Here is a 24,543-nt window from a genome sequence, read left to right as displayed (position 1 = left end):
ACCTGGTTGACTGCCTGATCCGGTGTCGGACCCGTACCGCATTCGTAAAAGCCAAGGGAGTTTCCGGTCCAGCCTCGCGGTCCAGCGTCAAGCTCGCCCATTCATGCGAGGTTGGACGTGCTCTCGGTTGCCCTCAGTTGCTATAACGGCCCAATCTGAATTCGACTGCAGCACTTTCGTCGAACTCGCCGGCTTGCACCACCGACAAGCCTTGCGCGCCGAGCGCGCTTAGCCATTCCTGATACGCGCCTTCGAGAAACGCCGGGCTCCACGGAAGCGCGTTCGCGCCGAATGCGAGCAGCGGCGGACAGCAATGAACGATGCGCAGATAATCCGGCTCGTCGCTCACTTCGACAAAACCCCAGTCGACGTCATTCCAGATCGCGTTCAACGCGGCGCCGAGTTCGGGCGTGGTGGCGCAGGGCGGCAGCGGGTGGGCGGCGGCAAAACGGCGACCTACCCGTTGCATCAACTGACGCAGCTCGTCGCGGCCGATCTGGGTATCGAATTCTTCTGCCAGGGCGACCAGCACGCCACGCCACTGCGAGGAAATTTGCCGGTCCAGCAGGTAGTCGAGGGTCATGGCCATGTTGTTGGAGAGGAAAGCTTTCAGCTAGATAAACGCGAAAATACCGATACCGGCGTAACCAGTAGTAATTACACTGCTCCGTCGTGCGATGGACGGTAATAGTGATACGGTTACCAGTAAGCCGCGAGTCTACTTCAAGGCGATTTCTTTTTCCGACATACCGCACATTAGCAAATAGTTTTGTGGTTAAAGCCGCAAACAGAGGGCAAAAAATCCACCGTGTCCAGTTTATGTAGTACTCGGGCAATTAGCGCAAACGTTTAATCGGCGGAATTCATTTGTCAGTCTAATCTTGCGTTCAGGCGGTTGTATTGTCGAGTTGCGCGGGGCGAACAACGTGTTGATATCGCATAAGCTGTTGTCAAAGAGTTGAAAGTTATCGGCATCGCCAGTTCGCTTTCCGCGTGGCGAATAATGCGGGTTACGCACGGGATAATCCTCGCGATTTTTAGCAATTGGATCTTCACCGCGCGATTGTCAGTGCGCAGTTTCTTGCCGTATTTGCCGTATTCCACGCGACCGATTCAACAGCATTCGATTCGACACCGCCACACGTTTGCCTGCTTAATCAATGCAACTGACCCTTTGATCTCAAACGCCCCTTTGCGCCGCAGAAGGATGATCGTCCGGTTTTTGCACCGGCAATGCTCGTGCTTACTTAATCAATCTGGACACGCGTCCAACTCACCCTTTGCGCGGCGCCGGACATCGCCGCGTGAGCCGGGCGGCGAAGATTTTTGAGGAAAGAGCTTGGAGCAGAAAGCGGACGGCTGGATATGTCATGCAACCAAAGACATCACAGGGTCAGCAACGCGGCAATCACGGCATAACGCGCTGTTTTCGCAATCGCGACGATCAGCAGGAACGACCACAAGGGTTCGCGCAAAACGCCCGCGATCATGGTCAAGGGATCGCCAATCACTGGCGTCCAGCTCAACAACAATGTCCAGCGTCCGAAGCGCCTGTACCAGTGTTCCGCGCGCTCGAGCGCGCGCGGCTTGATCGGGAACCAGCGACGCTCGCGCAGCTTTTCGATCGATCGTCCCATTGCCCAGTTGATGGTCGAGCCCACCACGTTCCCCACGCTTGCCACCGCGACGAGCATCCAGACCGGTTGTTTGCCGGCGATCAACAAACCCGCCAGCAAAGCCTCGGACTGAAGGGGGAACAGTGTCGCCGCAACCAGCGCAACCGCGAAAAGCCCGCCATATACAGATAAATTGACCATGAGAGAAATGCGGGCAACCGTGAAAGAGGGCGACAGCTTAGCTGTTTTTCGGCGATGCGCTACTTGAGGCGGTACATCCGGGGATTGAAAGCTTTCTCCACAGTTGATACCTTGAAGGCCGGTTGAAACCTCAATCCAGGAGATGTCATGTCTTATATGCTGCTCATCGCCGAACCTGTTGGACAGCGGGCCGAGCGCTCGCAAGCCGAAGGCAAGCTCCTCTACGAGAGCATGGTCGAGTTCGGTGCGGGACTGAAAGAACGCGGTTTGCTCATCGCGAGTGAATCGCTGGCAACGGGCGGTGTGCGTGTCAAGAAACGCGACGGCCAGGCTAGCCTGATCGACGGCCCGTTCGCGGAGGCGAAGGAGATGATCGGCGGGTTCTACATGCTTGATTGCGCGACGAAGGAAGAGGCCATCGAGATTGCATCGGCGTGTCCGGCCGCCGAATGGTGCGAGGTCGAGGTACGCAAGATCGGTCCCTGCTGGGAGTGACGGTTATACGTCGTGTTCGTACGCATCGTCTTGGTCCGTGTTAACCCTCGCACAATTAAAGATTGTCGATTTCTCCGGGCGTGGTTCGTCGTGGGAATGAGAGCGCGGCCAGCTCTTGTTTTCACACCACGAGGAGAACATCGATGCGATTCATCATCCTGGTCAAGGCGACCGAAAAAAGCGAAGCGGGTGTACTCCCCGAGGACGCACTGATCGGCGCGATGGCGACCTACCACGAAGAACTGGCGAAAGCGGGCGTCCTGCTCGATGCGAACGGTCTTCATCCGAGCGCTAAAGGCTGGCGCGTGCGTTATGAGGGTGGCGGGCGCAGTGTGGTCGAAGGGCCGTTCGCGGAGACCCGCGAACTGGTTGCGGGATACACGCTGATCCAGGTGCGTTCACGCGAAGAAGCGATCGAGTGGGCACGCCGTTTTCCTTCTCCGATGGGCGAGCATGAAAGCGGCGAAATTGAAGTACGGCAGTTGTTTGAACTGGACGACTTCGGTTCGGGAGAATCGATCGAGCGGTTTCGCGAGCTTGAAGCGGCGCGACGAGTTTGAAAGCAGCTTGAATAACCCGAAGGCACTCGCGCAAGCCGGCTGACGCCAGTGATCCCTTCTTCATGGACGATAAAAAATGCACAAGCAAATCTACGTGAACCTGGCGGTAGCGGACCTGCCGAAAGCGCGCGCGTTTTTCAGCGAACTCGGCTTCAGCTTCCACCCGATGTTCAGCAACGATCAGGGCGCGTGCCTGATCCTCGGCGAGAACATCTTCGCGATGCTGCTGGTCAAGCCATTCTTCCAGACCTTCACCACCAAGACGCTTGCCGACCCGAAACAGCAGGTCGAAGCGCTCACGTGCCTGTCGTGCGAGAGCCGCGCCGAGGTCGATGAAATCGTCGCCAAGGCCGTGCGCGCGGGTGGCACGACGCCGCGGCCGGCGCAGGACCATGGGGGAATGTACGGCCACGGTTTCGATGACCTCGATGGTCACGCATGGGAGTTCGTGTACATGGACCCGAACGCGGCTGGCGCGCCGTGAGCGGATCTACCGGTGAGTCCGGCAGCATGGAACTGGCCACTCATCGCGCGATAGAGGCGGTGTGGCGGATGGAATCGGCGAAGGTGATCGCGGTCGTGGCGCGTTTGGTGCGAGACGTGTCGCTCGCCGAGGAGTTTGCGCAGGATGCGCTGATCGCGGCGCTTGAGCATTGGCGTGTGGATGGCGTGCCGGACAACCCGGGCGCATGGCTGATGACCACGGCGAAGCATCGTGCGCTTGATCGTTTGAGGCAGGATGCGTTGCACGCCCGCAAGCACGAGGAGTTGGGGCTCGACATGGATGCGCGCGAGGAGCATGTCACGCCGGATTTCGTGGATGCGCTGGACGCCGCGCGTGAGGACGATATTGGCGACGACTTGCTGCGGCTCGTGTTCACCGCGTGTCATCCGGTGCTGTCCGTCGACGCCCGGGTTGCGCTGACGTTGCGCCTGCTCGGCGGCCTGACCACGGACGAGATTGCGCGCGCGTTCCTGCAGCCCGAACCGACCATCGCGCAGCGTATTGTGCGGGCGAAGCGGACTTTGTCGGCGGCGCGCGTGCCGTTCGAAGTGCCGAAAGCCGATGCGCGGGCGGTGCGGCTGGCGTCGGTGCTGGAAGTCATCTACCTGATCTTCAACGAGGGTTATTCGGCGACTGCGGGGGATGACTGGATGCGTCCTTCGTTATGCGACGACGCGTTGCGTCTCGGGCGCATTTTGGCGGGTTTGACGCCTGACGAGAGCGAGGTATTCGGGCTGGTTGCATTGATGGAGATACAGGCGTCCCGCACTCATGCACGAACCGATGCGAACGGGCGGCCGGTCTTGTTGATGGACCAGGACCGCAGCCGATGGGACCCGTTGCTGATCCGTCGCGGCCTTGCGGCACTGGAGCGGTCGGAGGCGCTGAACGGTGCGCGCGGGCCTTATGCGTTGCAGGGTGCGCTGGCGGCTTGCCATGCGCGTGCGCGGCGGGCGGAGGACACGGACTGGGCGCAGATCGTGGCGCTATACGACGCGCTGGCGATGGTGGCGCCGTCACCCGTCGTGGAGTTGAACCGCGCGGTGGCGGTGGGGATGGCGTTCGGCCCGGCGGCGGCGCTGGAGATAGTCGATGAGTTGGGATCGAACGCAGTGCTAAAGAATTACCACTGGCTGCCGAGCGTGCGCGGCGACTTGCTGGCGAAGTTGGGCCGTCGTGAGGAGGCGCGGGTGGAGTTCGAGAAGGCCGCAGGGATGGCGCGTAATGGGCGGGAGAAGGAGTTGTTGCTTGAGCGGGCGGCGGAGATGAAGGTGGCGAGGGAATAAATCCGGCCTACACGGCTGCAAGCGAGCCGGGGCGAAACGAAAATTCGCAGGGAGCCCAAAGGCCCTACAAACCCTGTTCGACCCCCACTGCCACAACCTCGACCACCACTCGTTCCAGCGCCCGAAACGGCGCCAGCCTAATGTCATCGGCGAGAGTGGTAGTGATCAGGCGCCAATCCCGCTCCAATGGCGTCCAGTGCTGTTGCCGTGCGCGCCCGAGCTTGTCGGCATCGGCCAGCACCACAACACTCGCCGCGCGGCGAATAATGCAGTCCTTCAAGTAAGCCTGTTCCGCGGTGGCCTCGCACAAACCAAAATCCGCCGCCACGCCGTCCGCGCCGAGAAACGCAAGATCCACGCTCAGCCGGCTCAGCACGAGCTCGGCCAGCGGCCCGAGCGTGCTCATGCTCGATGCCCGCAGATCACCGCCAATCAGCGTAATCCGCATGCCCGGCACGTTGGCGAGCGTCATCACCGCCAGCAGGTTATTCGTCACCACATGCAAGTCGCGATGCGCACTCAAATGACGCGCAAGCGCGGCGCAAGTCGTGCCACCGTCGAGCAGCACGGTGTCTCCGTCCTTCACATGCAGCGCGGCAGCCTGCGCTATCGCTTCCTTCTGCTCACGCTGCGTCGACTTGCGTTCCTCCAGCGACGCTTCCGGTTCATGCGCGCCCACCAGCGCAGTCGCACCGCCATACGTGCGCACGAGGCGGCGCTCCTTCGCGAGCATGGTGAGATCGCGCCGCACCGTCGCCTCCGATACCCCCAGCGCCTCGCTCAACTGTTCTACGTTGGCGTCGCGGGTGAGGACGAGATCGAGGATGGCGCGGTGACGGTCGGCTGCTTTCATCGGTGAATGCTCATGCGGATAACAAGGCCGCCGATGTTACACGAGCGCATGAGCTGATCCACCGATCGGGCTCACCCGCGCCGCGTCGCGAGTTCCGCACCCTGGCGCAGCGCTTCGAGCAGGCTGCGTTCATCTGCTATCCCTTTACCCGCGATATCAAACGCCGTCCCATGATCCACCGACGTGCGGATCACTTCCAGCCCGACCGTCACGTTCACGCCCGCTTCGAGCCCGAGCACCTTGACCGGACCATGTCCCTGATCGTGATACATCGCGACCACGAGATCGAAGTCACCACGGCCCGCGCGGAAAAAGAGCGTGTCGGCGGGCAGGGGGCCGGTGATATCGAGTCCGCGTTCCTGAAGGATCTTCACAGCCGGGATGATCTTTTCCTCTTCTTCGCCATAACCGAACAAGCCGTTTTCGCCCGCGTGCGGATTGATGCCGCACACGCCAATGCGCGGCTTCGCAATCCCCGCTTTCACCAGCGTCGCGTTACCGCGTTCGATCGTGCGCTGCACGAGGCCGGGCTCGATCTTCCTGATCGCATCGATGATGCCGATATGCGTCGTCACGTGAATCACGCGCAGTTGCGGCGCGACCAGCATCATCGAGACTTCCTTCACGCCCGTCAGATGCGCGAGCATTTCGGTGTGGCCCGGAAACTTGTGGCCGCCCGCGTGCAGCGCTTCCTTGTTGAGCGGCGCGGTGCAGATCGCGTCAATCTGTTGTGCTTGCGCCAGCTCGACGGCACGCGCGATGTACTGATACGCGGCGTCGCCGGCCACCGCCGAGAGCTGCCCGAAGGGGAGGTCATCGGGGATCAGGTTCAAGTCGATGCAATCGATGGTGCCCGGCTCATACTTCGCTTCCGTCGCGTCCTTGATGCGGCGAATTTTCGCGCTGCCGTGCACGATCTTGTTGGCTTGCTCGAGACGGCGCGCGTCGCCGATCACGAGCGGACGGCACTGCTCGTAGACCACTTTATGCGTGAGACTCTTGACGACGATCTCGGGACCGACGCCGGATGCATCGCCCATGGTGATGCCGATTACGGGGAGAGTGTTGCTCATGATGATTAGTTAAACTCCGTGTAAGTGGGGGCGCTCTGAGACGAGGTACATGCTGTGTTCGCTCTCAGTGGCTTTAATGTGCATTAGTGTGTATTAGTAGCCGCGTCCGGCGTCCGCAGCGTCGCCGATGTGGGCCGCGTGGGCAGAGGCAATCTCTGCAAATGCTCCCACGCGCCGAATAGCGCATGCTCGCTGCCGAATGCACCGGCCTTGGTGACAATGGCGAGGCGTGCCGCATGCTGCCCGGAAGGCCGCGCCACCGCGACACCTGCTTCAACTTCCGCCAGCAAATCGAGACTGCCGATACCGGCTGCGCTCAACATCGCGCGGGCGGTTTCGCCGCCGGTCGCAATCAAGCCGCCGACGTGCCTGAAATGCGGCGTCACCAGCGCGGCGAGCGCGGTAGACAGATGCGCGCCTTCGGCTGGATCGAAGGCGTCGTCGCGACCGATGCGCACCAGCAAGTCGAGATGCCGTTCAAGATAATCGCCAATCTTCGACTGCCACGCGAGCCAGTCCGTGTGCTCGCTGCCCACACGCAAGACCGCGGGCGGCACGATCAGTTCGCTTACGCGGGCACGCTCACGCAACATCGCGCATTGGCGTTCGGACACGGCCGATAGGCTGCCGACCAGGATCAGGATCGCGCCGTCCTGCTTCTCGTGTGCAAGGGTTTCGCGGGGCGGGGTATCGAAGAGATCGGGCAGCGACGCCAGTTCGCGTGCCAGTCCGCCCGATCCGACCCAGAACAACGGGTGTTCGCGCGGGTCGAGTCGCGCGGTGGCCTGCGCGAGCCGCTTCAGGTCGTCGCCGGTATGAGCATCGACGATCAGCGCTTGCGCGCCTTGCGCCGCCGTTGTCTTGATCCTGTCCAGCAGCGCGTTGATGTCACCGCGCAAAGTGTCCACGTCGATGGACTCGCTGCGCAGGCCCGCGTCCTCAAGCATCGTCAGGACATTCGCCGGCTTGCCGGCGTTTTCCAACTTCCATGTGTCCGTGTTTTCCAGCGGCTCGCCATGCACCAGCACGCGCGCCTGGTGCAGCGTGCGGCCGGTCGCGGGAAACGAGGGCGCGACGATCGCCAGTCCGGCGAGCGGTTGCAACGCGGCTACTTCGGCCGTCCAGTTGCCGCGCAACGTCGAATCGATTTTCTTGTACAAGCGCCGGCCGGGTGCCTTCAGCGCGTTGAAGGCATCGGCGGTGCGTTGCGCTGCGTCTTGCGGCGAGAGGCGGCGCGAGTCGGTATCGGCGGCGATGACGTCCGCGTTGTCCGCCTCTGCAGCGGCGTGAATCACGCCCGATGTCTCCAGCGTCACGACCGTACGCCGTCCCGCACCGGCGAACGCGATAGCGCAGTCGGCCGCGCCTGAGAGGTCGTCAGCGACGATCAGCATGCTGCGAGTGTTCATCGTGCGGCCTCGTTCTGAACTTTCTGCGCAGTACGGCGCTCTTCGGTCCGGGCGTTCACCCGTTTGGCGACCGCCGCCGTCAGGATAGGCGACACAATAGCAGTGACTACCACGCATGCCGCGACCAGCAGTGTCGCGCTTTTTGCGGCTTCCGCGTAGACCGGATTCGCCGCCGCGATCAGCGCGGGAACCGCCGCCGCATTACCGGCCGTATTGGCCGCCGCCACGCCGGCCACGCCCGTGCCACCCGTCACGCGGTCGGCGAAATACAGCGGAATTCCGGTGACGATAACCACTGCCAGTCCCAGTCCGATACCCAGCAGCCCTGCCTGCCACACTTTGTGCAGGTCGAGACTGGCGCCCAGTGCAAGCGCGAAGAACGGGATCATGACCGGCACGGCGCGGGCGAGGAAGTCGCGCATTTCGCGATCCAGATTGCCGAGCAGCATGCCGACCGCGAGCGGCAGAATGCTGCCGACCAGCGTGGGCCATGGAAACGCGGCGAGTCCCGCCACGCCGAGCGTGACCATCGTCAGGAACGGTCCTGATTCCAGCGACATGATCGTGTACGCGCCCACGTCTTCGGACTTCCCGTATTGCCCCATCAGCGCCATGTAGAGGCCGCCGTTGGTGTCGTTCATCGCGGCAACGACTGCGAGCGTCGAGATACCGGCAAACAGGCCCGACGAGATGGGTTGCTCACCCAGAAAATGCCCCATCACGATACCCACGACAATCGCCGAGCCGATCTTCGTCGCGAATAGCACACCGCCTTTCTTCAGCAGATACGGGGTCGCCTTGACGTTGATGCTCGCACCCATACATACGTAGAACACCGCGAGAATTGGCAGCGCCCCCGTGAAAAGCGCGTTGGTGAACGAGCCGAAGAACGTCGGCATGCCGGGCAGGAAAGTTGCGACTAACGAGCCGATAAGCAAGGGCACGATCATCATGCCGCCGGGAACACGCTCGATCGAGCGCTTGATGGGAAGCTGGGCCATACGGGTCTCCTGTTTGACGAGCGAATCCGAGTTCAATGCTCGAATCGATCACGTGTTTGATTGAAACAGTCAAAATGAAGTGTAGTCCCATCTCAAAAAATGCGCAAACTGATCGTTCGAATGCTCGATCCAGTCATTTCTTATGAAAGTCGTCCGGCGGTGGGTCATGCGTTGATGTCGCCGCTCGATAGCTCGATCAGCAAAAAACACACCGCCGCCGGGCGTCCGCGGCACACGGTTCCTCGCGTGCCGAGCGCGATCAAACACGCTTTCCCGACGGCTAATAAACTAGCGATATGACCGCTGCAAAATCATCGGCTTCCAATCCGCTCGACGACTTCCATCCGGCCGTCGCGGCATGGTTCAGCCGGCATTTTCCCTCGCCAACGGAGGCGCAGAAGTGCGCTTGGCCGCTGATCAAGGCCCGCAGTTCGACGCTCGTGGCCGCGCCGACCGGTTCGGGCAAGACGCTGACGGCGTTCCTTGCGGCAATCGATGAACTGGTTCGGGAAGCATTGGCGAGCAATGACCCATTGCCCAACGAGACGGCCGTGGTCTACGTGTCGCCGCTCAAGGCGCTTTCCAACGATATCCGCGTGAACCTGGAGGAACCGCTCGCCGGCATCTCGATCGAACTCGAGCGGATGGGCTTGCCGCCCATCGACATTCGCGCGGCGGTGCGCACCGGCGACACCACGCCTCAGGAGCGCAACGCCGTAAAAAAGCGGCCGCCGCATATCCTTGTCACCACGCCGGAATCGCTCTACGTGCTGCTCAGTTCCGATTCCGGCCGCGCGATGTTGTCGACGGTGCGTACGGTGATCGTCGATGAAATCCATGCAGTCGCCGGCAACAAACGCGGCGCGCATCTCGCGCTCAGCCTCGAACGCCTGGACGCGTTGTGCGTTGAACATAAGCATGAAGCGCCGGTACGGATCGGGTTATCGGCGACGCAAAAGCCAATCGAACGGGTCGCGCAATTCCTGACGGGCAACCGGCCGTGTTCGATCGTCGATGTCGGCCATGTGCGCAAGCGCGATCTCGCGCTCGAACTGCCGCCCATCCCGCTTGAAGCAATCATGTCGAACGATGTGCGCGAGCGTGTCTACGACCGCCTCGCCGATCTCATCGCGCAGCACCGCACCACGCTCGTGTTCGTGAACACGCGCCGGATGGCCGAGCGTGTCGCGCGCCATCTCACCGAGCGGCTGGGCAAGCCCGCCGTCGCCGCGCATCACGGCAGCCTCGCGAAAGAGCAGCGGCTGGATGCCGAGCAGCGGCTCAAGCGCGGCGAACTGCAGGTGCTGATTGCAACGGCTTCGCTGGAACTGGGTATTGATATCGGCGATGTGGAACTGGTCTGTCAACTCGGTTCGCCGGGCTCGATCGGTGGTTTCCTGCAGCGTGTCGGGCGCTCGGGGCATCAGGTGCGCGGCACGCCGAAAGGGCGGCTCTTTCCTGAATCGCGCGACGATCTCATCGAATGTGCGGCGCTGCTCGATTGCGTGGCGCGCGGTGAGCTTGACGTGCTGCATATTCCCGAGGCGCCGCTCGATATTCTCGCCCAGCAGATCGTCGCTGAAGTGGCGAGCCGAGAGTGGAGCGAGGACGCGCTCTTCGAACTCGTGCGTAATGCGATGCCGTATGCGTCGCTTGATCGTACGCAGTACGACGCAGTTCTGCGCATGCTCGCCGAGGGTTATACGAGCCGGCGCGGCGTGCGCGGGGCTTATGTGCATCGGGATGTGGTGACACGAAGTTTGCGCGGCCGGCGCGGCGGCAGGCTGACTGCGGTGACATCGGGTGGAGCCATTCCGGACAACGCCGATTTCGCCGTGCTGCTCGAACCGCAAGGTTTGCAGATCGGCACGGTCAACGAGGATTTCGCGGTCGAAAGCCTGGCCGGCGACGTGTTCCAGCTAGGCAATACGTCGTACAAGATCCTGCGTGTGGAGGGCGGCCGAGTACGCGTGGAAGACGCGCACGGCCAGCCGCCGAACATTCCGTTCTGGCTCGGGGAAGCGCCGGGACGCAGCAATGAACTGTCGGCGGCGATAGCGCGTTTGCATGCGCAGGTGGACGCTTGGCTGGGCGACTATCCGGTCAATAAAACGATCTCCCTGCTCGCCGATACAACCGGTATCGGCGAGGAAGCGGCGCGGCAGATCGTCGACTATCTGGCGCGTTCGCGGGCCGCGCTCTCTGTTCTGCCCACGCAGGATGTGCTCGTCATGGAGCGTTTCTTCGATGCCTCCGGCGGCACGCAGCTCGTGATTCACGCGCCGTTCGGCAACCGGGTCAACCGCGCGTGGGGCCTCGCGCTGCGCAAGCGTTTTTGCCGCACGTTCAATTTCGAATTGCAGGCGGCGGCAACCGAGGACGCGATCGTTCTGTCGCTGACGGGCAGCCATAGTTTTCCGCTCGATGAAGTCTGGCGTTATCTGCATTCCAATACCGCGGAGCACATGCTGATCCAGGCGCTGCTCGACGCGCCGCTGTTCGGCGTGCGCTGGCGCTGGAACGCAACCAACGCGCTCGCATTGCCGCGCTACGCGGGCGGCCGTCGGGTCGCACCGCAATTGCAGCGCATGAAGAGCGAGGATCTGCTGGCGACCGTGTTCCCCGATCAGGTCGCGTGCATTGAAAACGTGGTGGGCGAGCGTGACGTGCCGCGTCATCCGCTGGTCGATCAGACGATCGATGACTGCTTGCACGACGCCATGGATTGCGATGCGTGGCTCGCATTGCTAAGACGCATCGAGAGTGGCGACGTGCGGCTCGTCACGCGCGATTTGCCCGCGCCGTCGCCGTTGGCGGCGGAGGTTTTATCGGCGCGTCCTTACGCCTTTCTCGACGATGCCCCCATCGAGGAACGCCGCACGCAGGCCGTGCTCGCGCGCGGCTGGACCGATCCGCAATCGAGCGACGACCTGGGCGCGCTCGACGCCGAAGCCATCGCGGGTGTGCGCGAAGAAGCATGGCCAACCGTGCGCAACGCCGATGAAATGCACGAGGCGCTGTCGGGGCTTTCATGCATCACTGAAGCCGAGTCGCAAGCGAACGATGGCTGGCCGGCGTGGCTTCAACAGCTCGCGGCTTCAGGGCGTGCGACGCGTTTGCAGGTGACATCGGCGGATGGGTTATGGGTGCCGGTCGAACGCCTGACCTGCTTGCGCGCCGTTCATCCGGTCGCACCGATGCAGCCGCCGCTAAAAGCGCTGCCCGGTTTCGATGAAGCCTGGACCGAAGACGATGCGCTCGTCGAGATCGTGCGCGCCCGTCTGAGCGGCTTTGGTCCGCTGCCGGCGCCTGTGATTGCGCGCGCTTTGGCCGTGCCGGTTTCGTCGGTCGCGCTCGCCTTGACGCGCCTGGAAGCCGAAGGTTATGTCATGCGAGGCCGCTTCACCCCGGGCGTGAAGGACTCAACGGGCACGACAGACGAGGAGTGGTGCGAACGGCATCTGCTGGCGCGTATTCATCGATACACCGTGCGGCGTTTGCGGCGCGAAATCGAGCCGGTCGAGTTGCAGGATTTCATGCGTTTCCTGTTCGACTGGCAACACGTCAGCGCCGACGCGAAAGCCGATCCGCATGGCGACGGCCACGACGCGCTGATGCTCGCGATCGAACAACTCGAAGGCTACGAAGCGCCCGCGGTCGCATGGGAAGACGAGATCCTGCCGGCACGCCTGAGCGCTTATTCCATGACCTGGCTCGACGATCTATGCCGCTCCGGCAAGGTCGTCTGGAGCCGTCCGGGTGTCCGGTCGCGAAGTTCGGGCGGCCCGGTGCGCACCACGCCGATCGTGTTGCTGCCGCGTCGAAATCTGGCGGCGTGGAATCCGCTGATGCAACCGGTGCAGTCCCCCGAGCCGTCGTCGCGTGCCCAGCTTGTGTTCGACGCGCTCACGCAACACGGCGCCATGTTCTTCGATGAACTGCGTTCGGACGTTCGCCTGCTGGATACCGAACTTGAAAATGCGCTGGGCGAACTGGTGTCGCTGGGGCTGGTGAACGCCGATAGTTTCGCCGGCCTGCGTGCGTTGCTCGCGCCGGCCGCGCGCCGCAACAGTTTCGGCCGGCGGCCACGGCGCGGCGGCCGCTTTATCGGCGGGATGGACGACGCTGGGCGCTGGGCATTGCTGCGCCGCGCTGAAAGCAGTGCCGCGCCCGGCGCCGATTCCCTTGAGCATGTCGCGATGACCCTGTTGCGCCGATACGGCGTGATCTTTTGGCGCTTGCTCGAACGCGAAGCCGACTGGCTGCCCCCGTGGCGCGACCTGTTGCGGGTATTTCATCGGCTGGAAGCACGCGGTGAAATTCGCGGCGGCCGGTTCGTCGCGGGGCTGGCAGGTGAGCAGTTCGCGCTGCCCGAAGCCGTGCCGCTGTTACGCACGATGCGCAACCGGCCCGCCGACGGCAGCTTTATCGCGATAAGCGCGGTCGATCCCCTGAATCTCGCCGGCACCTTGCTGCCCGGGGAGAAAGTGCCGGCGCTGCCGGGTAATCGCGTGCTCTATCGCGATGGTTTGCCGGTAGGAGCGGTGATCGCGGGGAAAACGCGTTTCCTGGTGGAACTCGATACGGAGTCGCAAGAGCACGTGCGCTGGCATCTTGTCCGGCGCAGCTTTGACCGAATGCCAGTTTCCCCAGTAATGACGACAAGTCGCTGAAAAGAACGGGCGGCGGTTCGCGATAAAGTTTTTCGATAAAACGCTGGTTTTCTTGCTAAACATTCCGCAAGTTAAACGAATCGGCGAATTGGCGAATTGCAAGCGCGCGCAAAACAAACCCGCCCCTTATTAACGAAAGTGGAATGAAAGTTCTGATCGTGAGGCGCACCACATTCGCCAAAAAACCATAGCCCATGCAGGCAATCCCGTGCGCGCCGCATTATCGATTTCATCGTCTTTTAGCTAAATTCTCCTGCCTGACCACGGGGGTATCGGCGGACTGTGGCATTTGAAAAGCCGCCGCCCGCTTGGGGCTCTGCCAGCAAAAGAACGAATAAGGATATAGCGACAACTCCTTGTTCCCTTCAGATCGTTTTAAACACATGCTAAAGTTTTACCGCTAAAGCGCCGTTAATTTCTTTGCGATGCCGGGTAATGCCAAAAGCGAACCCGGCAATCTGGAAAGTCATGTCGAACCCTGCTGTTATGGAGGCTGAGTAACGCCATGTCCACGCCCATCAGATTCGACAGTGCCGATTTCCCCGAGAATGATGCCGAGGAAATCTGGCGCGAAGGACTTGACGCCATCTTTGAGATCCAGCGCCGGAAAGATCCACCCGTACCGTTTCGCGCGAAGATGGAAAGTTGGCCTTTAGGTTCAATGCTGCTCATGTCGCATGTCGTGCGCGGAGACGTTGAATTTCAGCGTACCCGCCGCAGGATAGCGACCTCCGGCGTCGACCATTACCTGGTGCATTGCCTGCTTGACGGCACATTGATGTCGACCTTTGGCCGCGACATCCAGCAGGTGTCGCTCGGGTCGGTCGTCATGCGCGACCTCGCCGTCGAAAACGTCGGTTTCACCCGCGACGCACCCATGCTGACGCTCACCATTCCACGTCAAGCCATTGACCGGCGCACGGGCGGCGCGTTGCGCATGCATGGATTGTCCTGGGAGGCCGCCGACCCTATCGGCCTGCTGATCGCTTCGCATATGCGCAGCCTGATGAGCGTCGCGGACTCGATGGACGACGAGCAGGCTCGCGTGGCGGGCGAAGCCACGCTGGACTTCGTCGCGGCCTCCGTGCTGCGGCGTGCCGAGCGTTGGGAGCAATCCGGCGATCCGCGCCTGACGCCGCTGATCCGCGCGCAGGCGCTGAGTTTTGTCGAAGGCAATCTGGCGGACATGAGCCTCGGCCCGGCGCGGCTGCGCGAAATCCTGAAGGTGTCGCGAACGGCGCTCTATGAACTCTTCGAACCGATGGGCGGCGTGGCTGAGTATGTACGCACTCGCCGGCTCGATGAAGCCATGCGCCGGCTCGAATCGCCGCTGCATGCGCGCGACCTCATTGGTGCAATTGCCTGTGCGGTCGGCTTCATGAGCGAATCGACGTTCAACCGCGCGTTCAAGGAGCGTTTCGGCTGCACGCCGACAGAAGCCCGCAGGCGATGTACAACCGGGGCGCTGATTGGCGCCGCTTCGCCTGTGGACGACAGCAGCCGCTCGCGCGATGCGCGCGGCGTCGGCGTCAGGACCGCTGCGACGATCCGCGGCCTGGGCGGCTGAGCGCGCCCAAGCGGACGTAAGCAGCGGACATAAGCAGCGGACATAAGCGAAGGTGAACAATCCTCACCGCGCTGAACGAAATGGGCGGAAAGAGCGGACGGAATGAGAGGGCGGCGGCGTGCATCGAAGGCATCATTGCCTGACGTGTACGCAGGCATCGTGAACGGTATTGACCAGACGCCGAGGCGGGAAAAGGAGGCCGGTTGTTTCCCGGTCGTGGAAGGTGTAGCGAATTGCTGGCCACTTTCGCTATGAACCACGCGCTCCCGGTGCACGTTCCGGGTCCCTTTCGGGGCCTTGCGCATTGGACGCCAACCAGGGCTCCTTGGCCCTCGGGTGTTCACGACCAGCGCCGCCGCCGCGGCTCTGCGACTGAGACCACTACGGCTACGACGGCGCGCCCGTGCCGCCTATAGCCGCCTCTACGCCGACTGCGGACACGCGCAGGCAAGTGAGGGCCGTGATGGCCGTCCCGCCGAGTTCGGGCCTGACCAAGCCTGAACGCTGAAAAGCACGGGATTGCCGACTGAGAGAGAAAGCGCCATCAAGACGCTTCAAGGCGAAACATGCCTCAAGGGGAGATGTCACGGACATCAAGCCCGCCGCGTGTTCGACCCTAAACCAAGAAAAACGTGACATCGGGAAAACTCATGTGGCTGTTCGCTTTGTTCCAGGCTGAGACGTTGCTCGGCCGTATCGTCAAGATGAGTATGTGCGGCGCGGCGGCCGTCGCGCTTTATGCGGGTCTCTCTTCGACGCCGCAGTCGGATGCCCAGGTTGCGCTGGCGCTTGCCGTCATCGCGGCGCTCTGGCTGCATGGGTATCGCGAAGGCAGGCGGTTGTCGTATGCATCAACGCGATGCGACGCCGAGATTCGCGAGGACGAGGGCCGGATCAGGGTAGCCGGCGGCGGCGTCGATCTCACTTTGCATCTCGTGTCGCGAACGCTCACGGTCAACAAGGTGGCAAAGCGATTTGTCTCGATCGATGCTCCCGGCGAGTTTCAACGCTTGCGCTCCGGCCGCTTCGAATGGCCGTTCCGGGCGCAGGCGGTTGAGCCTGAGCCTGAGTCGAATGCCGGGAGCTTTGGCGCGGTGTCTGGCGCTTCGGCAGCACGATGGAAGGGCGAGCGGGCGACGTCGGCGTCCGATATCGGCAAAACCATTGCGCCGGCTGGCGAACGCGAAATCGGCGTGTACTGGAAGCACCCGGGACAGGGTGATCGGCTGTTATTTTCGGTGACTGGTCCGGCAGGAAAATATGAAGCAATAGACCGCGCGTTTTGGATCTTCGCTGCATGGATCGATCGCGAGGACGAAGCGCGGCGCGCGATCGAGCGCCGCCATAAGGCGGAGGCGTGGCAACGGGACTGGGAAGAGAAACGGCTGGCGGAAGAACTCGACCACGCGCGGCGCAGAGGGGGCAGCGCCTTCGATGAAACCGATCCGCACATGCGCACAACGGCCAAAGCGGCCAAGGCAATAACGCCGTCGAGACGGTGGTAGCCGCTAGTCATCCGCTTGAAATGCGGCAGTCGCGTGCCGCGTCTTATTTCGCGGAAGGCGTAAAAACGCGCAGGCGATGACCGTCGGGGTCCAGCGCGACGAAGGTAAAGCCAAAATCCATTTCTGTCGGACGCTGGATGATTTCCAGGCCGCGCCTGACCCAATCGGCGAAAAGGCTGTGCACGGAGTCACTGTCTTTCACCGGGAACGCGAGTTCGCCGCCGCCCGGCGCCGCTGTTGCTGCGGGTTCAACTGTATGCCTGGACCACAACCCCAGTTTGAGACCCGACTCCAGGATGAACATGGCGAACGCCGGAGAAGATTCGACGGGTGTCTTGCCGAGCAAGCCCGCATAAAAATTGGCGCTGACGGAAGGGTTGTCCACGTACAGGATGATGAAGTTGGGATCGGTCATGGTGTTTGCGCGTTGGGTCGATGGGAAGTAGCCGGGGGGTGTGGCTGAGAATCCAGCAACGACCGGCGATTAACTGCCGGTGCTGAAGTCGGACCCATCGTAAGCGTGACTACTGCCAGTTTCTGTCAGTAGTGGCGCGAATTGTCACCGTGCTCGTTCACCAAAGTCGCGCCAGCAACCCGATGCCGTCCACGCCTCACGCCAGCGCCGCCGCAACGACCGCCGACAAATTACCAATCGAAAATGGTTTTCGAAGCAGCGAGATATTGTTGCCCATCGCGGCGTCGAGGGCAGAGGTGTCCGCGTAACCGCTCGCGAAAACAATGGGCATGTGCAGACCCTGGGACCGCGCCAGTTTCGCCACCGTAGCGCCGTCAAGATGCGGCATCGCGAAGTCCAGTACCAGCAAGTCCGGTGGATCGCTTGCCATCATGTGGAGCGCCGCGCGCCCGCCCGCCGCCGAGTCCACGCGATACCCCAGCGCGACCAGCGTTTCGACCATGAACGTACGAACATCCGGATCGTCGTCGACGACCAGGATTCGCGGCGCACTCCGGTCACTCGCATTGACGATAGCCGCCGCCGACGGGTCCTGTGCGTCGGCTACCGCGGGCGAACGCCGCAGAAACAAAGACACCCGGGTGCCGCGCGGACTGCTCTCGATCCGCGCATGGCCGCCCGCCTGCTGGCAGATTCCGTACACCTGGGCGAGGCCGAGACCGGTTCCCGCGCCCAGTTCCTTGGTGGTAAAAAACGGTTCGAACGCCCGGGCCGCGACATCGGCGGGCATGCCGGTGCCTGTGTCGGCGACGCTCAATTCCACGTAGTCGCCATCAGCGAGATCGGCGTCGTCCGTGATCGTCCACGTTACCGTGCTGATGCGCAGCACGCCGCCCGTGGGCATCGCGTCCCGTGCGTTGATTGCGAGGTTGAGCAACGCGAGTTCAAGCTGGGTCGCGTCCGCCACGACCAGGGTGGCGTCGTCGCCGAGTTCCAGCCGCAGGTCGATCCCCGAGCCCAGCGTGCGGTCGAACAGATCGGCCATGCCGCGCACGAGTTGGGTCAGCCCGACCGGTTTCAATTCGAGTTTCTGCGAGCGCGAAAATGCCAGCAATTGCGCGGTGAGCTTGGCGCCGCGGCTGACGGCCCGCATGGCGTTGTCGGTCCAGCGCAGTACGCGCTCGCGCTCTGAAGGCGATCGTTTCACGAGTTCCAGGTTGCCGTGAATGGCCTGCAGCAGGTTGTTGAAATCGTGGGCGAGGCCGCCGGTCAACTGACCGACCGCCTCCATTTTCTGCGCTTGGTGCAGGCGCGCTTCCATCTGCCGTTGCTGCGAGAGATCGGAGATCACGCCGCAGATCAGCCGGTCCTGGTCGCGCTCGGCTTCGAGCGCCTTGAAGCTGCAATACACAGGCGTTTCCCCGTTGGCCGACAGCACCGTGAGTTCGTCGCGGGCAGTGCCGGTAGCGCTTTCGCGGATCAGCTCCTGCAGGCGCGCGTGCTGGCCATCGAGCACAAAAGCGCTGAACGCGTAGCCCACGACGTGCTCGACCCGGGCGCCGAGCAACTGCCCGGCGCGTTCGTTGGCGTAGAGAATGGTGCCGTCGGCGGAGAGCATCACCGCGCCTTCCTGCATCTGCTCCACGAGCACGCGGTACGGCCGGTCCGCGCTTTCGAGCGTATAGATGCGGCGGTCGTCGTCGCTGCCGACCACCACGGCGTCCACCGCGCCGCTGCGGATGGCGTCGAGGGTATCTTCCGCCTCCCGCAGCCGCTCGCGCAGCTCCTCGATAGTCGCGGTTTCCAGTGAAGCGGAGTGGGATTGATCGGACATACGCGTCAGGGTTTGATGGACGCGGCCGAGGACGCGCCTGAGGACGCGCTTGAGGTCGCATTACCGGCTACGTTCAACGCCATCACGCCGAGCGCGGCCAGCACCTTGTTCGAATCCGAGAGATCACCGATCACCCTTCGCAACGGCCCCGGACGCAGCTTGACCAGCGTCGGCGCGGCAATGATCTGGGCCGCGACCGCGGCTTCAGGATGCAGGTAGATGTCGATCACTTCCAGCTCGAAGCGGCCCGCCGCATGGGTTTCCAGCAAGCGCCGCGCGTTGTCCACGGCACGCGTGGAGCGCAGCGTATTGCCTGTCACGTACAACCGCAGCACGAGCGTGTCCGATGGCGGTGGAGGCGGTGCACCGTCTCCGCCACCTCCGCCGTCGGCTTCGACGGGCAGGGCGCTCACGAACCGGCCCTCGGCTGGATGTCGAGGCCGACCAGCACGCGCTCGGCGTCCGACAAATCGCCGATCACTTTCCTGAGCGGCGCGGGCAGATGCCGGACGACGGTCGGTATCGCGAGAATCTGGTCGGCGGCTGCGAGTTGCGGATTGATGCGCAGATCGATGACCTCGATCGAATACTCGCCGGCCAGGTGCGTAGCGCAGAGCGCACGCAGGTTGCGGATGGCAGCCATCGATTTCGGCGTTTCCCCCGCTACATACAACCGCAGCAAATACGAGCAAGCGTCGGGCGTTTCGGTCCTGTCCGATTCGTGTTCCGCTGGCGTGGACGCGTCCTGTTCGGTCATTCTTTCGATCGCCGCAATTGCGCCATCCGGCTACGGTCGGCTTCCTGCAGGCGCTTGTGTTCGTCGCTTTGCTCGATTAGCGCATCGAGTTCCGACGCTTCAGCGTCGAGCGCCGACTGCAGTTCCGCGACCTGCTGTTCGACCAGTCTGCGGCGCCGGGCGAGCTCGCGCTTTTTTTGCATCACAAGTTCGTCGCGCGCGGCGGATTCATCGCGTTCCTGCGCTTCCTGCGCGAGCCGCGCGGACCCTGTCAGCACGCCGCCCGCGCCTATATAAGCTGGCACCATGGCGATTCCCCCATTGCTGATCTGATATTCACGGACCTGGTTCGAGTGATCCATGCCGCGCGATTTCAGCACGTAGACAAGCCGGTTGCGCTCGCCGTTCGTTTCAATATGCGATAGCGAAATCCAGGTATCCATCAGCGATGAGATGCTGCGGTCATTCACGCTGGACGCCTGGTCGGTACCGCTCAGACTTGTAAAAACTGCCGTAATGCCGCGGGATTTGAGGAGATCGACGAGTCGCAGCAGCGTCGCGTGCACTTCCGACTCCACGCCGCGCAGCGACGAGATCGGGTCGATCACCACGGCGCTCGGCTTGAACAGGTCGATGTCGCGCGCCATCCGCGCCAAATGCATTTCCAGCCCGAAAAAACTGGGCCGCGCCGATTCGATCCTGAGCGTGCCGCCCAGAGAGTGCGCAAGATCCACGCCCACTGAGCGCATGTTGCGCACGATCTGCTCGGGCGACTCTTCAAAGGCGAACCACAGCGTGCGTTCGCCGAGTTTGCAGCGGGCCTCGACGAATTTAGCGGCAAAGGTGGTTTTGCCGGTTCCCGCAAGTCCCGACACAAGTACGCTCGAGCCGACGAAATAACCGCCCACGCCCAACATGGCGTCGAGATCGGCGATACCCGTGGAGATGACGTCGCTCGACGTCAGATGCGCCAGACCGGCCGATGTAACCGGGAGGACGCTGATGCCGGTGGTATCGATAAGAAACGGGTATTCGTTCGTCCCATGCGCCGAGCCGCGATATTTAACGATCCTCAGGCGCCGCGTGGTGACCTGGTTTTCGACCCGGTTGTCGAGCAGGATGACGCAATCGGACACGTATTCTTCAATGCCGTGCCGCGTCAACAGGCTCGGGTCGCCGGTTCCGCGCTCCGCGGTCACGATGGCCGTGACGCCGCGTTCCTTCAGCCAGTCGAACAGGCGCCGCAACTCGGCGCGCAGCAAGACGGCGTCGGGGAAACTGGCGAACAGTGCTTCGAGCGTATCGAGTACGACGCGCTTCGCGTTCACACTCTTGATGGCGTAGTCGAGCCGCACGAACAGGCCTTCGAGATCGTATTCGCCGGTGTCTTCGATTCCCGCCGGGTCGATCTTGACGTGATCGATGGCGAGTTTCTTCTGCTCGATCAGCGACATCACGTCGTAGCCCAGCGACGCCACGTTCGCGGCCAGGTCCTCCGCCGATTCCTCGAAGCTCACCAGCACGCCGGGCTCGCCGTACTTCAGGACGCCTTCCACGAGGAATGTCATGGCGAACAGGGTCTTGCCACATCCTGCCGCGCCGCACATCAGGGTCGGACGGCCGGCAGGCAAACCGCCGAGGGTGACGTCGTCAAAGCCAGAAATGCCTGTCGGCGATTTTGAAAGCACTGCTCCGGTCATCGTTTTTCTTTGTAAGGTTTAACAGGAAGGTACCGTCCGGCCCGGCCTCGATACCCGCGCCAGTTGGTCGATGGCGACAGCGCATCTTGGCATCGCGGTACGCACTATGCAATCCAGAAGATCACGTCGACCGGCGCGCGGGGACAGGCGGCCATTTTTAGACGCTTGGCGCGGGCAATCGGACCCGTACAATTGAGCGCAGCATCGAACAAAAAATATCGAGCACTGAGAGGTAGAATTTTGAACCCTGTTGATGGAGTTTTGCAGGCCGCCATGGACGACAGCGACGAAGCCATTGCTCGCGACGTGGCCACCATCGGACGGATCGGCGCTGTTCCGTCCATGCTGCGCGTGATCTGCAAAAACACCGGCCTCGGTTTCGCGGCGGTGGCGCGCGTCACCGAGGGAACATGGACCGCCTGTGCCGTGCAGGACGATATTCAGTTCGGGCTGTTGCCGGGCGGCCAACTCGACGTCCACACCACGCTGTGCAGCGAGGCTCGCGCAATGCGCCGGCCTGTTGTTATCGACCATGCGAGTACCGATCCGGTTTATCGCGAGCACCATACGCCACGCATCTACAACATCGAGAGTTATATCTCGGTGCCGATCATCCTGCCCAACGGCGACTATTTCGGCAATCTGTGCGCGATCGATCCGCGTCCGGCGATGATCTCGGATGCATGCACGCTCACCATGTTCACGCTCTTCGCAGAACTGATCGCACTGCAGCTGGAGAGCGAGAACGAGCGCTCGGCGACCGAAGCCGCGCTCATCAATGAGCGCACGACCGCCGAGTTGCGCGAGCAGTTCATCGCGGTGCTCGGCCACGATCTGCGCAATCCGCTTGCCGCCGTGGGCGCCACCGCGGAATGGCTGGCACGACGCGGCGGCGAGCCGGAACTGGTGAGCATCGGCACACGGTTGCGGGCGACTACGCGGCGCATGTCCCGCCTGATCGACGACGTGCTCGATTTCGCCCGCGGCCGGCTCGGCACGGGTATCGGCGTGGCGCTTGCTCCGGTTGACGATCTCCCCGACGCGCTGCGCCACGTGGTCACGGAACTGCGCGACGTGAATCCGCAACGTGTCGTGCTGGAACAGATCACGGTGGACGGCTGCGTCTACTGCGACCGGGGACGCATCCAGCAACTGCTGTCCAACCTGCTGGCTAATGCGCTGACGCATGGCTCGCCGGATCAACCGGTGCGGGTGGTGGTATCGGTGGATGCCGGCGAGCTTGCGATCTCCGTCTCCAATCTGGGTGCGCCGATCGCGTCGCAAGACCTGGAAAAAGTCTTCGAGCCGTATTGGCGGCCTGCGAGCAGTCAGCCGGGCGGTGGGCTCGGGTTGGGACTCTATATCTGCTCGCAGATCGTCAACGCGCACGGCGGGACGTTGTCGGTGAGTTCATCGGCGGAGACGGGGACGTGTTTTGTGGCCCGGATAGCTGTGAGTGACACGGTGTGAACGCCGGTCCGGGGTCGTAGCGCCTACCTTTCCCGATTCGTCGCCACCTCCCTCGCGACGATCGCGTCTCTCCACCCCCAAACCCTCTCCATACAAACCCGGATTGTCCCTGTCAATTCGGCGCTGCTATCGTTCGCTGGCACATGTGGAAGCGCTTCCACTCCACCGCTCAACAGGAGTCCTCGTGGCACTCGACGCATCCGTTGTCTCCGGCGATCCGTTTTCCCCACCCTCCGATTCAGCCCTCTGGCGACGAGACTTTTTGCTCGGCGCAGCAACCGCCTCCTATCAGATCGAAGGCGCCGTCAGCGAAGACGGCCGGCTCCCGTCGATCTGGGACACGTTCTCGGCCACGCCCGGCAAAGTGCTGGCCGGCGACACCGGCGAGGTCGCTTGCGATCACTATCATCGGTGGGAATCGGACCTCGACTTGCTGTCCGCGCTAAACGTAGACGGGTATCGCCTATCCATTGCATGGCCGCGCGTGATGGATGAAGCGGGGCGTCCGAACCGGAAGGGGATCGACTTTTATAAGCGCCTGATCGCGCGGCTGAAAGAGAAGGGCCTCAAGACCTTTGTCACGCTTTATCACTGGGACTTGCCGCAATATCTGGAAGATCGCGGCGGCTGGCTGAATCGCGACATAGCGTATCGCTTCGCCGATTACGCCGACCTGATGAGCCGCGAACTGAGCGGTCAGGTCGATGCCTGGGCCACGCTCAACGAACCTTGGTGCTCCGCTTACCTCGGCTACGGCAACGGCCATCATGCGCCGGGTCTGGCGAATGACCGTTACGCGACCCAGGCCATGCATCACCTGCTGCTCGCGCACGGGTCCGCCGTGCCGGTCTTGCGGGCAAACGATCCCGAATCGCTCAAGGGTATTGTCGCGAATGTGGGCCGCGGTACCGCTAATAGCGACAGCGCAGCCGATGCACGGGCCGCACATCTTTTCGAAGTCCAGCACAACGCGTGGATACTGGACCCGCTGTTGAAAAAGGCCTATCCCAAGGACCTTTTCGAACTATGGCCGGGCACCGAGCCGCTGGTGCTCGATGGCGATATGGAGATCATCGGTACGCCGCTCGACTTCCTCGGCATCAACTATTACTTCCGCACGAACGTGAAGAGCGACGGCGCGCATGGCTTCACAGAAGTGCCGTTGCCGGACGTCGAACGCACGCAGATGGGCTGGGAGATTCATCCCGATGGCCTGCGCGACTTGCTGATCGGATTCAACAAGACGTATGCGTCATTGCCGCCGATCTACATCACTGAAAACGGCATGGCGTCGGATGACAAGGTAGTCGATGGACGCGTCGATGATCCGCAGCGCATCTCGTTCCTCAAACGCCACCTGGCCGCGGTGGATAGCGCGATCAAGGCCGGCGTCGACATACGCGGATATTTCATCTGGTCGCTGATGGATAACTTCGAATGGGCCTTTGGGTATGAACGTCGCTTCGGCGTGTTTCATGTCGACTACAAGACGCAGAAGCGCACCATGAAACATAGCGCCGAGCTGATTGCGAAGTTCCTCGCGGAGCGCAATACCCGCGTTAATTCCCGCGCCTGACCCGCAGTTCGATTTCAATGCCGAAGCCATTGGACCCTATGGACTACGGGGCCAAATAGAAAATATAG

Annotated in this window: 21 protein-coding genes; 10 read left to right on the top strand and 11 right to left on the bottom strand. The window is 62.4% G+C overall.

Going from position 1 to position 24,543, the window contains the following annotated elements:
- Window positions 1–133 precede the first annotated feature (133 nt).
- Together bcsD and ACSQ36_RS10160 are read right to left on the bottom strand one after the other, a co-directional pair.
- Window positions 134–589, bottom strand: a complete 456-nt coding sequence (bcsD, locus tag ACSQ36_RS10165) for a cellulose biosynthesis protein BcsD (protein WP_158934571.1) — start codon at window positions 587–589, stop codon at window positions 134–136.
- A 796-nt stretch (window positions 590–1,385) separates the two neighbouring features.
- The gene (locus ACSQ36_RS10160) at window positions 1,386–1,817 is read right to left on the bottom strand and encodes a YqaA family protein (RefSeq protein ID WP_213761429.1); all 432 of its coding nucleotides are present in this window, start codon (window positions 1,815–1,817) and stop codon (window positions 1,386–1,388) included.
- A 147-nt stretch (window positions 1,818–1,964) separates the two neighbouring features.
- On the opposite strand from ACSQ36_RS10160, the gene ACSQ36_RS10155 reads away from it, so the two are divergent.
- The 4 genes from ACSQ36_RS10155 to ACSQ36_RS10140 all read left to right on the top strand — a co-directional run bounded on the left by ACSQ36_RS10155 (window position 1,965) and on the right by ACSQ36_RS10140 (window position 4,663).
- Window positions 1,965–2,312 carry a YciI family protein gene (locus tag ACSQ36_RS10155; RefSeq protein WP_213761428.1) on the top strand — a complete coding sequence of 116 codons (348 nt, stop codon included), beginning with the start codon at window positions 1,965–1,967 and terminating at the stop codon, window positions 2,310–2,312.
- A 143-nt stretch (window positions 2,313–2,455) separates the two neighbouring features.
- The gene (locus ACSQ36_RS10150) at window positions 2,456–2,872 is read left to right on the top strand and encodes a YciI family protein (RefSeq protein WP_436181821.1); all 417 of its coding nucleotides are present in this window, start codon (window positions 2,456–2,458) and stop codon (window positions 2,870–2,872) included.
- Window positions 2,873–2,948: 76 nt separating this feature from the next.
- Complete coding sequence (locus ACSQ36_RS10145) at window positions 2,949–3,356, top strand: VOC family protein (protein ID WP_436181820.1); 408 nt, start codon at window positions 2,949–2,951, stop codon at window positions 3,354–3,356.
- Window positions 3,357–3,382: 26 nt separating this feature from the next.
- Window positions 3,383–4,663 carry an RNA polymerase sigma factor gene (locus ACSQ36_RS10140; protein ID WP_436181819.1) on the top strand — a complete coding sequence of 427 codons (1,281 nt, stop codon included), beginning with the start codon at window positions 3,383–3,385 and terminating at the stop codon, window positions 4,661–4,663.
- A gap of 64 nt (window positions 4,664–4,727) precedes the next feature.
- On the opposite strand, the gene ACSQ36_RS10135 is transcribed toward ACSQ36_RS10140, so the two are convergent.
- The 4 genes from ACSQ36_RS10135 to ACSQ36_RS10120 form a co-directional block, all read right to left on the bottom strand.
- Window positions 4,728–5,516: a DeoR/GlpR family DNA-binding transcription regulator gene (locus ACSQ36_RS10135; protein ID WP_436181818.1), complete on the bottom strand. Its 789-nt coding sequence runs from the start codon at window positions 5,514–5,516 to the stop codon at window positions 4,728–4,730.
- A 71-nt stretch (window positions 5,517–5,587) separates the two neighbouring features.
- Window positions 5,588–6,589 carry a 4-hydroxythreonine-4-phosphate dehydrogenase PdxA gene (pdxA, locus tag ACSQ36_RS10130; RefSeq protein WP_213761421.1) on the bottom strand — a complete coding sequence of 334 codons (1,002 nt, stop codon included), beginning with the start codon at window positions 6,587–6,589 and terminating at the stop codon, window positions 5,588–5,590.
- Window positions 6,590–6,672: 83 nt separating this feature from the next.
- Window positions 6,673–7,998 carry a four-carbon acid sugar kinase family protein gene (locus ACSQ36_RS10125; RefSeq protein ID WP_436181817.1) on the bottom strand — a complete coding sequence of 442 codons (1,326 nt, stop codon included), beginning with the start codon at window positions 7,996–7,998 and terminating at the stop codon, window positions 6,673–6,675.
- On the bottom strand, window positions 7,995–8,999 hold the full coding sequence (locus ACSQ36_RS10120; protein WP_213761419.1) for a 2-keto-3-deoxygluconate permease: 1,005 nt from the start codon (window positions 8,997–8,999) through the stop codon (window positions 7,995–7,997). The genes ACSQ36_RS10125 and ACSQ36_RS10120 overlap by 4 nt, the downstream gene beginning before the upstream one ends.
- A 99-nt stretch (window positions 9,000–9,098) precedes the next feature.
- Here ACSQ36_RS10120 and ACSQ36_RS10115 point away from each other — a divergent pair, with 99 nt between their 5' ends.
- From ACSQ36_RS10115 to ACSQ36_RS10100, 4 genes are all read left to right on the top strand, one after another.
- Window positions 9,099–9,299, top strand: coding sequence for a hypothetical protein (locus ACSQ36_RS10115; protein ID WP_436181816.1), 201 nt, complete (start codon window positions 9,099–9,101; stop codon window positions 9,297–9,299).
- Window positions 9,296–13,672, top strand: coding sequence for a DEAD/DEAH box helicase (locus ACSQ36_RS10110; protein ID WP_436181815.1), 4,377 nt, complete (start codon window positions 9,296–9,298; stop codon window positions 13,670–13,672). Before ACSQ36_RS10115 ends, ACSQ36_RS10110 begins: the two co-directional genes overlap by 4 nt.
- A gap of 505 nt (window positions 13,673–14,177) precedes the next feature.
- A complete protein-coding gene (locus tag ACSQ36_RS10105) occupies window positions 14,178–15,239 on the top strand; it encodes a helix-turn-helix domain-containing protein (protein ID WP_436181814.1) in 1,062 nt (353 codons plus the stop codon).
- 650 nt (window positions 15,240–15,889) lie between these two features.
- Window positions 15,890–16,744: a hypothetical protein gene (locus ACSQ36_RS10100; RefSeq protein WP_436181813.1), complete on the top strand. Its 855-nt coding sequence runs from the start codon at window positions 15,890–15,892 to the stop codon at window positions 16,742–16,744.
- Window positions 16,745–16,787: 43 nt separating this feature from the next.
- Here ACSQ36_RS10100 and ACSQ36_RS10095 read toward each other — a convergent pair whose 3' ends face one another.
- The 5 genes from ACSQ36_RS10095 to kaiC all read right to left on the bottom strand — a co-directional run bounded on the left by ACSQ36_RS10095 (window position 16,788) and on the right by kaiC (window position 21,429).
- Window positions 16,788–17,159, bottom strand: a complete 372-nt coding sequence (locus ACSQ36_RS10095) for a VOC family protein (RefSeq protein WP_436181812.1) — start codon at window positions 17,157–17,159, stop codon at window positions 16,788–16,790.
- A 196-nt stretch (window positions 17,160–17,355) separates the two neighbouring features.
- Window positions 17,356–18,993: a response regulator gene (locus ACSQ36_RS10090; RefSeq protein ID WP_436181811.1), complete on the bottom strand. Its 1,638-nt coding sequence runs from the start codon at window positions 18,991–18,993 to the stop codon at window positions 17,356–17,358.
- Window positions 18,994–18,998: 5 nt separating this feature from the next.
- Window positions 18,999–19,406, bottom strand: coding sequence for a circadian clock KaiB family protein (locus tag ACSQ36_RS10085; protein ID WP_436181810.1), 408 nt, complete (start codon window positions 19,404–19,406; stop codon window positions 18,999–19,001).
- Window positions 19,403–19,750, bottom strand: a complete 348-nt coding sequence (locus ACSQ36_RS10080) for a circadian clock KaiB family protein (RefSeq protein WP_436181809.1) — start codon at window positions 19,748–19,750, stop codon at window positions 19,403–19,405. The genes ACSQ36_RS10085 and ACSQ36_RS10080 overlap by 4 nt, the downstream gene beginning before the upstream one ends.
- Window positions 19,747–21,429, bottom strand: a complete 1,683-nt coding sequence (gene kaiC / locus ACSQ36_RS10075) for a circadian clock protein KaiC (RefSeq protein WP_436181808.1) — start codon at window positions 21,427–21,429, stop codon at window positions 19,747–19,749. The genes ACSQ36_RS10080 and kaiC overlap by 4 nt, the downstream gene beginning before the upstream one ends.
- Before the next feature lie 273 nt (window positions 21,430–21,702).
- On the opposite strand from kaiC, the gene ACSQ36_RS10070 reads away from it, so the two are divergent.
- Both ACSQ36_RS10070 and ACSQ36_RS10065 read left to right on the top strand, forming a co-directional pair.
- Complete coding sequence (locus ACSQ36_RS10070) at window positions 21,703–22,899, top strand: GAF domain-containing sensor histidine kinase (protein ID WP_436181807.1); 1,197 nt, start codon at window positions 21,703–21,705, stop codon at window positions 22,897–22,899.
- Window positions 22,900–23,083: 184 nt separating this feature from the next.
- Complete coding sequence (locus ACSQ36_RS10065) at window positions 23,084–24,475, top strand: GH1 family beta-glucosidase (RefSeq protein WP_436181806.1); 1,392 nt, start codon at window positions 23,084–23,086, stop codon at window positions 24,473–24,475.
- The last annotated feature ends 68 nt before the right edge of the window (window positions 24,476–24,543 follow it).

Source organism: Caballeronia sp. LjRoot34 (genome assembly GCF_964253815.1).
In the GTDB taxonomy this organism is placed as follows: Bacteria; Pseudomonadota; Gammaproteobacteria; order Burkholderiales; family Burkholderiaceae; genus Caballeronia.
Note: the sequence above shows the minus strand (reverse complement) of the source record. Positions and strands in the feature narration are given on the sequence as shown.